General features: G+C 52.9%; 11 protein-coding genes. 9 read left to right on the top strand and 2 right to left on the bottom strand.

The features are described from left to right. Positions 1–50 precede the first annotated feature (50 nt). The 5 genes from G8770_RS02140 (at position 51) to G8770_RS02120 (ending at position 5,273) form a co-directional block, all read left to right on the top strand. Complete coding sequence (locus G8770_RS02140; RefSeq protein WP_167181259.1) at positions 51–929, top strand: alpha/beta fold hydrolase; 879 nt, start codon at positions 51–53, stop codon at positions 927–929. Positions 930–1,030: 101 nt separating this feature from the next. Further along, positions 1,031–1,861 carry a 3-hydroxybutyrate dehydrogenase gene (locus G8770_RS02135; RefSeq protein ID WP_167181257.1) on the top strand — a complete coding sequence of 277 codons (831 nt, stop codon included), beginning with the start codon at positions 1,031–1,033 and terminating at the stop codon, positions 1,859–1,861. Between the two features lie 106 nt (positions 1,862–1,967). Then, entirely contained in the window at positions 1,968–2,609 is a 642-nt protein-coding gene (locus tag G8770_RS02130; protein WP_341771047.1) for an HvfX family Cu-binding RiPP maturation protein, read from the top strand. 159 nt (positions 2,610–2,768) lie between these two features. After that, positions 2,769–4,403 (top strand): ATP-dependent RNA helicase RhlB, encoded by a 1,635-nt coding sequence (gene rhlB, locus G8770_RS02125; RefSeq protein ID WP_167181253.1) that lies wholly within the window; start codon positions 2,769–2,771, stop codon positions 4,401–4,403. Between the two features lie 381 nt (positions 4,404–4,784). Then, a complete protein-coding gene (locus G8770_RS02120; RefSeq protein ID WP_167181251.1) occupies positions 4,785–5,273 on the top strand; it encodes a hypothetical protein in 489 nt (162 codons plus the stop codon). A gap of 174 nt (positions 5,274–5,447) precedes the next feature. On the opposite strand, the gene G8770_RS02115 is transcribed toward G8770_RS02120, so the two are convergent. Together G8770_RS02115 and G8770_RS02110 are read right to left on the bottom strand one after the other, a co-directional pair. Next, positions 5,448–6,935, bottom strand: coding sequence for a M23/M56 family metallopeptidase (locus tag G8770_RS02115; protein ID WP_167181249.1), 1,488 nt, complete (start codon positions 6,933–6,935; stop codon positions 5,448–5,450). Between the two features lie 33 nt (positions 6,936–6,968). Next, positions 6,969–7,349: a BlaI/MecI/CopY family transcriptional regulator gene (locus tag G8770_RS02110; RefSeq protein WP_167181247.1), complete on the bottom strand. Its 381-nt coding sequence runs from the start codon at positions 7,347–7,349 to the stop codon at positions 6,969–6,971. A 554-nt stretch (positions 7,350–7,903) separates the two neighbouring features. Between G8770_RS02110 and surE the strand changes: the two genes are divergently transcribed. From surE to G8770_RS02090, 4 genes are all read left to right on the top strand, one after another. Next, the gene (surE, locus tag G8770_RS02105; protein WP_167181245.1) at positions 7,904–8,764 is read left to right on the top strand and encodes a 5'/3'-nucleotidase SurE; all 861 of its coding nucleotides are present in this window, start codon (positions 7,904–7,906) and stop codon (positions 8,762–8,764) included. A gap of 130 nt (positions 8,765–8,894) precedes the next feature. Further along, positions 8,895–11,273 (top strand): TonB-dependent receptor, encoded by a 2,379-nt coding sequence (locus G8770_RS02100; protein WP_167181243.1) that lies wholly within the window; start codon positions 8,895–8,897, stop codon positions 11,271–11,273. A 270-nt stretch (positions 11,274–11,543) separates the two neighbouring features. Beyond that, positions 11,544–12,122, top strand: a complete 579-nt coding sequence (locus G8770_RS02095; protein ID WP_167181241.1) for a GNAT family N-acetyltransferase — start codon at positions 11,544–11,546, stop codon at positions 12,120–12,122. A 177-nt stretch (positions 12,123–12,299) separates the two neighbouring features. Next, positions 12,300–12,728, top strand: coding sequence for a group II truncated hemoglobin (locus tag G8770_RS02090; protein WP_167181239.1), 429 nt, complete (start codon positions 12,300–12,302; stop codon positions 12,726–12,728). Positions 12,729–12,756 lie beyond the last annotated feature (28 nt).

The following is a 12,756-nucleotide window of genomic DNA, read 5'->3' as shown; positions in this document are numbered from 1 at the left end:
CGTGATGTATCTCACGTGTTCCCGATTGTTGTGCCTGTGAGAGTTTGATTATGGCTGTGTATTCCGACGTCTATTATCCTGTCAGCGATGGTTTGAGGCTTTACGCCCGCGATTATCCGCTGGCTGAGGGAGTGCCAGAGCCCGGCTTTACGCTGTTGTGCCTGCACGGTTTGAGCCGAAATTCTGCGGATTTTGAACCCCTCTGTGAAGGGCTGGGGGATGGCTACCGTATCGTAGTACCCGATCAGCGGGGGCGCGGGTTATCAGACTGGGACAGCGACAGTAACCGCTATCACTTGCTTACCTATGTGCAGGATATGTGGCAGCTGCTGGACCATTTGCAGATCGAAAAAGTGCTGATTGTGGGCACCTCAATGGGCGGTTTGATGGGCATGGTGATGGCCGGCCAGCGCCCTGATCGTATTGCCGGCCTGGCCATCAACGATGTGGGTCCGGAAGTCGATCCTGCGGGCCTGTCGAGAATCATGAGTTATGTCGGTAAAGGTGGAGAGATTACGTGCTGGGATGATGCGGTTGAACACACGCGCGCTTTAAACACCGTCTGTTTTCCTGACTACAACCGTTCACAGTGGCTGACCATGGCGCAGCGTTTGTATCGTGAAAATGATGCGGGCGTACCGGTGGTGGCTTACGACCCGATGATCTCTGCGCCTATTGCCAGCAGTGTGGAGCATGCGGTGCCAGCAGATTTATGGCCCGTTTTTCGCACATTAAAAGACACGCCGTTGCTGGTGTTGCGCGGTGCTTTATCGGATTTGTTGTCGCGACAGTGTTTTCTGCGCATGCAGCAAGAAGTTCCCGACTGTGTTGCCGTAGAGGTGCCCGGAGTGGGGCACGCACCGGCGCTGGATGAAAAAGAGGCCCTCAAGGCCATACAACAATTTATTGCAACTTGTTCTCAGCAGTAAATCTCATCAGCCCGGCGCGCCTCGGTTGTTTCTTGCCGAGGGGGCGCTGATTAGCTCCCTGAGTGAGCAGAAGACTGGGTTGAGAAAGGTGTTTGCGAGAGATGAGCGAAAGAGAAACGAGAGGCCGGAGTGGTATTGTGTTGCAGACTGAATTGAAATCAAAAGTGGCGGTTGTTACCGGGTCTACCAGTGGTATTGGGTTGGCGGTGGCTGAATCTTTGGCGCAGGCTGGCTGCCAGGTGATGTTAAATGGCTTTGGTGAAGAAGCCGCGATACAACAATTGCAGTCGCGCTTGTCCGAGCAGTATGGGGTGGCGGTGGGCTATTCCCCGGCTGATGTTGCCTGCCCCGAGGCCGTGGCCATGATGATTCGCGACACCCAAGAGCAGTTCGGTGGTGTGGATATCCTGGTGAATAATGCCGGCGTGCAACATGTTGCAGCGGTGGAAGACTTTCCGGCTCAACAGTGGGATAAAATCATTGCGGTGAATTTAAGCAGTGCGTTTCATGCCATTCAGCAGGTTTTGCCCGGCATGAAAGCGCGAGGTTGGGGGCGCATCATCAATGTAGCGTCCATTCACGGCCTGGTGGCATCACCTTACAAAAGTGCTTATGTTGCCGCCAAGCACGGCGTCATTGGTTTAACCAAAACCGTCGCCCTGGAAACGGCAAAAGCGGGGGTGACCTGCAACGCAATTTGTCCCGGTTATGTGCTCACGCCACTGGTGGAAAATCAAATTGCAGACACCGCCCGAGCACGGGGGTTAACGGAACAGCAGGTGATGGAGGATGTTTTGTTGGGCTCTCAGCCCACCAAGCGGTTTACGTCCGTTGAAGACATCGCCGCCATGGCGGTGTTTTTGTGCGGCCCTGCCAGCACCAACATTACCGGCAGTGTACAAGTGCTGGATGGCGGCTACACCGCGATGTAGATGATCCGCTTGAAGCTCCTTGGGTTGTTACTGACATTGGCTGTCGGAACTCTTCTTGTCTCCCACAGTCATAAAGTACACTGAGGCACTGCAAGGGATAATGAGTGTGGCTGAATTTGCGTCAGCAAAGACCGAAACCGTTGCAAAAAGATTGACTGCGGGGTATGAACGCGGGCTGTCCGCGTTAAAACATTTTGACGGTCTGGGCCCTCTGGCCTTACGTTTGTATCTCGGTCCCATCTTCGTACTCGCCGGTTGGAAAAAGCTCACCGATATCGACAGCACCATTCAATGGTTTGCCAACCCGGATTGGGGGCTGGGTTTGCCGATGCCCGAGCTGCTGGCATGGCTGGCCTCGCTATCGGAGTTTGTCGGAGGCCTGGCGCTGCTGTTGGGGTTGGGGGTACGATTTTTCAGTGTGCCGCTGATGGTGACCATGATAGTTGCAGCGGTGACGGTTCACTGGCCCTATGGCTGGCAGGCCATTGCCGATCCTTCGTGGCTGTACGCCAATGAGCGAGTGAACGAATCGGCGGTACGCCTGGCTCGCGCCAAGGAAATCCTCCAGGAGTATGGTAACTACGCCTGGCTCACTGCGAGGGGGAACTTTGTGATTCTAAACAATGGCATTGAGTTTTCCATCACCTATTTCGTCATGCTACTGGCTCTGTTGTTTACCGGCGGGGGGCGCTACGTCAGTGCAGATTATTGGATCGCTCGCCGGCTGCGTGCCGGCCGCACGTCCTAGCGCGCCAGCGGGGGGTAAAAGGGCAAAGGCGCATCGCTTGTCATTGGGCTCGTTGCCCGTGATTAGGGCTATATCAGGAGTCCCATTGACGTAAGCGACATCTGTGTCCATTGGGTGTTATACTGGCGCAAATTTGAACAGCCAGAATGAGACCTAACCTTGATCGGTAACTTTTTCCGTAAAATCACCGGCGGTGACAGATCCGCTGACCAGAACACCTCGAAGGCTTCGGCTAAGTCCAGGCAGGGCGCCGGACCAGGGGGGGGTAAATCTGATACCCGCTCGAACGCATCACGCAACAATTCGGCAGCAGTTAAGCCGGCCTCCGCAGGCAAAGCCTCCAATCGCGGTCAAAATGCCGCTAAAAAGTCGGGCGGTAAAGATCAGCACCCACACGGCGGAAAGCGCCATCATCAGCGCCAGAAACAATCCCCCAAAGTCGAACAGGCTCCCTGGACACTGGATGATTTTAAGGTGCCTCCCATGGAGGGCAAAACCCGCTTCCACGATTTGGGTTTGCCGCTGGAGCTGATGCACGGCATTGCCGACCTGGGCTTTGAGTACTGCTCTCCCATTCAGGCGCAATCATTGCCACTGACCCTCAATGGTCACGATATGGTGGGTAAAGCTCAGACAGGTACCGGTAAAACGGCGGCCTTCCTGCTGTCGACCATTGACGACCTCATGAAGAACCCGATTGAAGGGGAACGCTATGCCGGTGAGGCTCGTGCGCTGATCATTGCCCCAACCCGGGAGCTGGTGATTCAAATTGCCGACGATGCCAAACTGCTGACCAAGTACACCGACCTCAAGGTCCACACCCTGGTCGGTGGCATGGATTATGGCAAGCAACAACGCCATTTGCAGGAAGATCTGGTGGATATTCTGGTGGCCACCCCCGGCCGTCTGCTGGATTTCTGCGGCAATCAGGATGTCTACCTTGACCAGGTGGAAGTGCTGATTATCGATGAAGCCGATCGCATGCTGGACATGGGGTTTATCCCGCAAGTGAAGCGCATCATTCGTCAAACCCCCAAGAAAACCCATCGCCAGACATTACTGTTTTCGGCCACCTTTACTGACGACGTCCTCACGCTGGCGGATCAGTGGACCGAAGACCCCAAGCGCATTGAAATCGAACCGGAAAGTGTTGCCACTGATACGGTGACTCAGCATGTGTATCTGTCCTCGACCGAAGAAAAATACACCTTGTTGTACAACATCCTAAAACAGGACAACGTTGACAACCTGATTGTCTTTGCCAACCGTCGGGACGAGTGCCGTAGACTGCACGAGAAGCTGGAACGGCACGGCTTTGCGGCTGGGCTTTTGTCCGGCGAGATCGCGCAAAACCGCCGTGTTAAAACCCTCGACGGTTTCAAGTCAGGCCAACTGAAAGTGCTGGTGGCCACCGACGTGGCTGGACGTGGCATCCACATTGATGGCATCAGTCATGTGGTTAACTTCACTCTGCCAGAAGAACCGGAAGATTATATCCACCGCATCGGCCGCACCGGTCGAGCGGGTAAAACCGGTACGTCAATCAGCTTTGCCTGTGAAGACGACGCTTTCCGCCTGATGCCCATTCAGGAGATGGTGGGTAAACACTTGCGTTGTGAACAGCCCCCTGAAGAGTTGTTGCTGGAAACACCAGCCATGGGGCCGCGCAAGAAATCCGCTGATGATGATCGCGACGACCGTCAGCGCAGCGGTGGTCAAAACCGCAGCCGCAGTGGCGGGCGCAGCGGCAGTGGTCATAGCAGTGGGCGCCGGAGTTCATCACCACGTAGATAATGTTCTAGAAACTAGAAACTAGAAACTAGAGACTAGAGACGAGAATAGTAAGTGATTAAAAAAGCCGACCCGAACGTCGGCTTTTTTGTGTCGCTGCCATGGTGCAATAGCAGCTGGGTGTCGTCAGATAAAACTTCTGGGGGGATCCATACCTCAGAAAAGCACTGGCTGGCCTGAAAAAAGAGATCTACTCCGCCCCCCTAAAACGGTGAAATAAAAAAGTTTTCTAGACGGACGACACGGGGTTCTATGTTTATTTTCAGTAAACGATGAACGCGGTGTCCTCGCCTTTTGTGTGCTTGTTGTGTCCTTTACTGCGTTTGGTTGGACGTTTCAAACATTCAGGTCTAACCTGAGTGTGGTTCTACAGAGGGCCAATCGATGAGTATCAAAGACAAGTTTACCGACGACGAATGGAAGCTCGTTTTGCAGTCTCCCATGTTAACGGGGATTGCGATCACGGCAGCTGACCCGAGTGGCCTGTGGGGCATGCTCAAAGAGGGTTTTGGGGTGGCGAGCTCGTTGCAGCAGGCAAAAGCCAGTCCCGGTGATTCCCTGCCAGGGATGATCAGTTCGGCGTTTGATCACGCGGAAGGGCGCAAGCTTGCGCAGGAAAATCTCAAAGAACAGTTTAAAGGAAAGAAACCTGCGCAAGCAGCTGATATCGCGGTCACTCGTCTCGGCGATGTGTGCGCCATCGTGGCAGCCAAGGCGCCCGAGCAGGTTGAGGCCTATAAAACCTTTATACGTGCCATCGCCCAAAAAGTAGCGGAGTCCGCTACCGAAGGTGGTTTTTTGGGTTTTGGCGGAGAAAAGGTGTCAGCGGCAGAGCAGAAGACACTGGACGATATTGATCGTGTGCTGGGGTAGTTCCCTTCTTGGTTGTTGTGGCTGGTTTACCCATCAGGCAGGGGAATGTTCAAGTCCCGTGGCCGGAGGCGAGGTTCGGTTCGACGTTTCAGGTTGCGATGCGCGGCGAACACGGTTGCAGCGATCACCAGACAAGTCAGGTTTCAAGCCCTGTTTTTAGCCGCGTCTTGAGGCTCAATGGGTCAGTGTCTGCGAGACTGACAGGCGGTTGCTGTTGGTCAGATAGGTCGGGTCAAGCACTTGGCCGTACTGATGCACTTCAAGGTGCATATAGGCGTGGTTCTTGCCGTCATTGATGGCGATAACATCGCCGGTTTTGATCTTATCTCCGGCGCGGACGGCGGGTTTGTCCAGATGCAGGTAGGTGGAAATGATGCCGCTTGAATGCTGTATGTAGACCCTCCAGTTGGATTGCCTTTCAAAAACCTGAGTGACTTCACCATCGGCAATGGCCCGGATGTTGGTGTGCCTCCCTGCCGGCGTCGAGAAATCGATGCCAGGGTGGTATGCACTCCTGTCTACCTTACCAAGCACGCAGGACTCCGGCCAGAGAAAAGGCTTTGTGGTTATCTGGCCATTGGGTACCGAAGCTGTGGCTCCGATACTGGCTAAAAGTTGTGAGCTTTGCCGTGAATCTTTGGGGGCGGGGCCGGTTTGTCCCAACAGGATTGAGAGGGTGGCGAGCATCAGTGCTGTCATGATCAGTGGCGTACGGGAAAAGCGCTGTTGCTGATTGGTGAGGGATTCTATACGCCGTTTCAGCGAGGTGGTGCCGAGGCCGGCAATCACATCCTGTGGGAAGTTTTTGCTTTGCTTCAGTGCCAAGACCCGTAACAGACTTTCTCCAAACTGTCTGGTGGTGAGATTACCGTGTTCGATCGCAAGCCGATCACAGCAATGTTCGCGCAGTTCAGCAATTCGATTGTTTACGAATGAGAATACCGGGTTGAAAAAAAACACGGCTCGCAGCAGGTTTTGGACGTGCATGGTCAGATCGTCCCAGCGCTTTATATGGGCGAGTTCATGCCCGATAACCGCATTGAGTTCATCCGCTTGTAGTTGTTTCAGCATAAACGTAGGCACAAAAATAATGGGTCGACGTATACCGAAGGTAAAGGCCTGGTCACACTCATCAGATGTGCGAAGCTGCAGTGGTCGTTTGAGCTTAAACACTGCGCGCCAATGTTGAATATGGTTCAGACTGACGGAGTCCTCAACCGGAGTCGCGTTCATGGCGATGTTGATGTAACGCTGGCGTTTTCGCCAGTGAAAATAATATTTTCCGCTGGCCAGCACTACCCACAGACCAAAGACCAATAAGGTCCAGCCAACCGAGGGCAAAAAGCTCAGCGGTGGTGGTTGATGCCGGTAAGAGGCCGATTGGCTGCAGTAAGTAAAAATACTGTCCGTCGTAATATGGTTCAAATAGGGGCGAATGGGCTCCTGTAAGGCCTGCAAATGTTGTGGGGTAAACATCAGTGACCCCCACACCAGCCACAATAGAAAGAACAGCCAAACTGAAAGTCTGCTGGCCGAAGAAGAGTGTCGCCAGAACCAGCTCAGGCAAAGGATACCGGCAAACCCTAACAGTGACAGCAACAGTTGCTTTTCGCCGATCAGTAAAGCGGCGTTACTGTAAAGCTCTAGTTCAGCCAGTTGCATGAATTGGGTACCCGTACTGTCTGAGAGTAACTCTCAGGTCAGTGTTTTTTTATCGTTGTCCTGATCTTTCAGGAGTGCAGCCAGCTCATCCAGTTCCTCTTGGGAATACTGTTGTTTCCGGTCAAACAGGTTGAGGACTTCGTCGTAACCCATATCCAGTACCTGATCGGCAAAAAAACGTACCCATTGCACCATTCCCTCTGCCCGACTCACCAGCGGCACATAGATATTCACACCGTGCTGGTTGCTGCGTGCCAGCAGGCCCTTACCGGTCATTCGGTCCATGACCGTTTTGGTGGTGGTATAGGCCCAGTTGGTGTGCAAATGGTCATGCACTTCCCGGACGGATAACGGCTGTTGTTTCCACAGGACTTTCAACACCGTTAACTCGGCTTTTGAGACATCGGCGGGCATAGAGCTAATAATCCTTAAAGGTCTGTGTTGGAAACAGCTGCTGCTGTCATCTCGCCCTACTATATCGTAGCAGCGAGCAGGGCACCAGCTGGCCCGGCTGTCGTTTTTTGCAATTTCCCATGGGATGAATGGTACGCCAAATGGTAGGGTGCGCAAAACAGACCTTGACAGCTGCTGGCGTCACACGGCAACCCTATTACAAAATGGTTGACCTTCTACAATGTAGTAGTATGATAGGCGGCAACTTAGTAACAAAAAATCGAAACCGCATAAATAATAAGTTATAAAAAAAGTAATAATAAAAAGTTCAGAGGCCAGAAATCATGCAAGACAATACTCCCAAAATCCCTTTGCAGGTCCGCTACACGGGTCTGTTGCTCTAACTGTTTCCGTTCCGCTCACTAACATCCTTCGCCTTGAGTGACTGGAGGAGGCTGTGTGGTTGCCGACCGGTGATTGAGATGTCCCGCTCCGAGTGTTGTAGCAAAAGCGTGAGAGGCGTGACTGTCACTTTTTCTGATTTATCTGTGTTGCCTGTCAACAGGAGTTGTTCCGTGTCTTATCGAAAAATATTCATTGCGCTTGTTTTTGCATTCGCGTCGAGCAATCAGGCTTTGGCGTTAAATGTCATGTTAACCAACGATGACGGTTTTCAGCACCCCTGGATACGCATGCTGCAGTCTGAACTGGTCAAAGCCGGCCACCAGGTCACGATTGTGGCCCCCGAGGTGAATCAAAGCGGCCAGTCGGCTGCGTTGACCTTGTCGGCCATCAGGGGTGGTTCTGAGGCGATCAAAAACCCTTCCCCAGACATTTATTCTGTGCAGGGCTCGCCCGCTACAGCGACCATTCTGGGCGTCAAGGAGGTCATGACTGAGCGACCTCAGCTGATAATATCGGGCATTAATGAAGGGGCAAATATTGGGGTAATCTCGGCCTTTTCCGGTACGGTGGGCGCGACCATTGCGGCACTGCACTTGCTGGGTGAGCCGATCCCGGCAATTGCCATCAGTGGCAATTTGATCGACAAAACGGGCGAACCAAACTCCGACGCTAACATTCAGCACGCCAGGGATATTTCGCAGTTCATGGTCCGCTTGGTTGCCGGTCTTGAGCGTGCCACCGTCGACGGCACCCGCATTCTACCACCGGGCATTGCTCTCAATGTGAATTACCCGTCAATCACCGCTGATCAAATAAAAGGGGTGGGTGTTTACCAGCACGGCCGTGATATTGGCGTCAACTTCACCGGCAAAGGCGCTCTGCCTGTATCGGTGACAGAGAGTACAAACTTACAGGATACAACTTTTTTGCAAGAGGGCTTTATTACCATCGTGCCAATTGATGGCGATTACACCGCGCCCAACTGGAACAGCATTTTGCCAGAGAGCTTATTGCAGGACCTTAACTCCTGAGCTGACAGGGTGTTGATTTTTGGTTTTCCTCGCATCGTCAACCTCAGTAACAAAAGTCAATGGCCTGTTCACGCTGTTGGCTTAATGACCGTTTTTCCGCTTCAAACAAAACTATAATAAGGACGACATCATGAACGCAGTTTTTGATAAAAAACCATTGAGTCTGGCATTACAGCCCTCTCGCGGCCACCAAATCCGGCAGCGACTAAGTCTGGCGGCACTGACGACTCTTTTGTCGGTGGGTTCTGTCGGAGTTGCGGCACAAGCCGACACTGAACCGATGCTGGCATTGGAAGAAGTGGTGGTCACCGCACGACGCAAAGATGAAAGCCTGCAAGACGTTCCGTTGACGGTGAATGTGGTCACCACCAAGGCGCTGGACGATCTGAATATTCGTCGATTTTCGGATCTGCAAGGTGTTGTGGCCGGTCTGACGTTGGAAGAAGATTCTCTCGCGCCTAATGCCTCGGTGCGCGGAGTGCGTTTCGATACCTATGCCAGTGGCTTTAACCCCACCGTTGAATTCTATCTGAACGATGCACCTATTGTGTCCCTGGCTGCCATGCAGGCCATGTTTGATGTGGCTCAGATCGAAGTGTTGCGCGGTCCTCAGGGCACGCTGCGCGGGCGCGCCTCACCTTCCGGATCTATTACCATCACTGCCCAGCGTCCTGTCTTTAATGAACTGGGTGGCTATATTGATCTGACCGGTACCGATCATGCGGGTCAGAACATTCGTGGGGCGGTGAATGTACCCCTGATTGACGATGTCCTGGCGATGCGTTTTGCGGGCTTCTATGAATCCAATGAAGGGTCTCAAGTCGAGACGCTGGCGGGGGACGAGAGTGAGTACGAAGGGGATGGCTATCGCGCCTCTTTCCGCCTGGCGCCCACTGATAACCTTGAAATCAATCTGATGTACCAGCGCATGCAACCTGATCGCCGTGATGTGAAACAGGTTGAATCCGCTTATCTGGCCGATGCCAGCCTTGCGCCCAGCCCTGTTGCACTGGACGAGGGGGATCGCAAGGGCGTGATGGATGTGGCCGATCGATCTTCTCAGGACATCAAGCGTACGAATCTGGAAGTACAGTATGACCTGGGCGATCATCAGGTGAACTATGCGGGGTCCTACACCAAGCAGGCGGTCACTCGCTTTGAGTCCGACGATGCCGGCGAGGTTTTTTCGGAATGGGATGACTTTAGTGCCCCCACAAGCACGGCCACGAAAGGACAGAGTCACGAAGTGCGTTTCTCTTCCAGCGAACCCTTATTTAACGGCTTGGTGGACTACGTGGCCGGTGCACTTTATCAGAACAACGAGTCCTATACCGATTCATCCAGTGAAACTCTTTTGGATTTGACCTCAGTTTATGGCTTCTGGACTGTGAACGAAACACCCGTCGTATCGGCGGGAGAGTCGGAGGAACAATCGGTTTACGCCAATCTGACGTTCTATTTGACAGAGGCTACCGAGCTGTCGGCAGGTTTGCGCCGTATCAGCTATGAAAATGAAAGTGAAATTCTGGTGAACGGTAATGTGATTTCCAGCAATGACAACAAGTGGGATGAGACGATCTATTCGGCCTCTCTCAAGCATCAATTCACTGAAGATGTTATGGGCTATGTGTCCTACGGTTCCTCCTGGCGCCCGGGCATTAATGTTGTTGGTGATTTCAGTGACAATAAAACCACGCTGGAAGAAAGTTTTCTGAATCTGGCTCCGGAGACATCCGACTCTTACGAGGTGGGTTTCAAATCAAGCTGGCTGGACAACACCCTGAGGGTCAATCTGGCAGCTTATTATCAGGAATTTGACAATTATCCCTATCGGGTCGGTGGCGAAGGTATTTACTACATTACAGAACGAAGCGGTTCCCAGAGCGTCGATCAGTTCAACTTCGTGGGGGCAGTGCCCGTCAATGTGAAGGGACTGGAACTGGAAACCTTTTACCAGATCAGTCATCAGTGGGACGTGAGTGCGCTGGTCAGTTGGTCGAAAGGGGAGATCGATGGTGGCACGGTGCCCTGTAATGATTACGGCACCGGCAGTCCCAGTGTCGCCGATATCAGCGCGGCTACCGGCGGAGATCACCTGGCCGCCTGTACGGTGGATTACCGGTCCAATAATGCCCCCTTACTGACCGCTACCTTGCAATCTGAATACAGTTTCCCGGTTGCCAGTATGGAAGGTTATGTGCGAGGCATGGTGACCCTCTACGGCAACTCAGAGAACGACCCCGCCAATCAGCTTGACGATGTCGACTCCTATGAAATGACCAATCTCTATGCCGGGATTCGCGAGCCTGAAGGCAAGTGGGAAGTTATGCTGTACGCGAAAAATGTCTTTGATACCGAACAGGTTATCAATCGCGAGGCGACGCCATATCTGGCCGGCTATCGTGATGCCGCGCTGGGGTATGCTGAAGTCCAGAGAAGCTCGGATTATCGAGGTATCAAGGTGACAGCTCCGCGGGAGTTTGGGGTGAATTTCCGCTATAACTTTTAACTGATTTTTTCTGCTTTATCCCTCTTTAGCCGGCTTCATGCCGGTTTTTTTCTTTGTCACCTCCCGATTTACCTGGCCGCTCACTCTGCAATCACTGCCCAGACTTGACGATGGAGTCGCCACGGGGCAGCGCTCGGTCAATGCGGCGGGCGTCTGGCAGGGTGGATTCGTTGTTGGTGGTATTGTATTTGATGCGGCGCTGGCACAAACTCCTTGTCTCGACGCACCGACGTTGGCTGCGTTCGTCAACCTGAAAGCCAGGAGCTGCAGATGTTTGAACAAGTCACATTGAAAGGAGCCCATGTTCGTCTGGAACCTCTGTCAGAAAGGCACGTCGAAGGGTTGCGTCGAGCCATCTCGGACGGAGAGTTGTGGAAATTATTCGTCACGATGGTCCCTGATCCGGATGGTGTCGAAGAGTTTGTTCACAATGCCCAATCGGCTCATGCATCGGGTGATGGCCTGGCATTTGTGACGATTGATAAAACCACCAATCAAATCGCTGGGTCGACGCGTTTCATGCACGCCAACCTGTTGCACAAACGTGTGGAAATAGGCTTTACGTTTCTGGGTCGGTCTTTTCAAAAAACACCCATCAACACCGAAGCCAAGCTGCTCATGCTAACCCATGCTTTTGAATGCTTGGGCTTACAGCGAGTTGAACTGCTCACAGACTACTTGAACACCCCTTCACGCAATGCGATTTTACGGCTGGGTGCCAAGCAGGAGGGGATCCTTCGCAATCACATGGTCATGGCGAATGGGCGGGTACGGGATTCGGTGCTTTTTAGCATCATTGAGAATGAGTGGGCCGGGGTTAAACAGAACCTGCAGACCAAGCTGGCCTGAAGCCATGTGGTTTCATCAGGCTCTGGTATGAGGCCATCAGCTGCCTCTATCTCTTGCGCCAAATCAAGGACAGTGGAGTACAAGTTGTTATATTCTGGGGTTCAATTACTGCTCCAACTGGTCATTCAGGAGCGGAGCATTGCATAAAAGAGTATAAGAATCAGAGCGAGTTTTATTATGTCTGCAGGAAATACCCCTTATCAATTATTAGGTGCTGACGGCATCAGGCAATTGGCCCATGCCTTCTATGATGCGATGGATGAACTGCCGGAAGCTGAGCGTATTCGCCACATGCACGGTAAAAACCTCGATTCCATTAAGGATAAACTCACCGACTACCTGACCGGTTGGATGGGCGGGCCGCCGGTTTACCATGAAAAGCACGGCACGGTGTGCCTGACCGAACCGCATGCTGCCTATGCCATTGGCCCAGAGGAGCGTGATCAGTGGGTATTGTGTTTTGATAAAGCACTGGACAAAGTCGAGGTCAGTGAGGAGGTCAAGCAAATGTTACATGGGCCGATTCGTCAGATTGCCCGAGCGGTTCAAAACCGGGAAGAGTCCATCAAGGAAAATACCGACCCGAATGTGATTGCTGTGGGCTGATATTGGCGTTGCGGTTGTGGTCATGATA

The sequence above is a fragment of the Pseudomaricurvus hydrocarbonicus genome, assembly GCF_011602365.1.
Classification (GTDB): domain Bacteria; phylum Pseudomonadota; class Gammaproteobacteria; order Pseudomonadales; family Cellvibrionaceae; genus Pseudomaricurvus; species Pseudomaricurvus hydrocarbonicus.
This window is presented reverse-complemented; position numbering and strand designations above follow the sequence as displayed.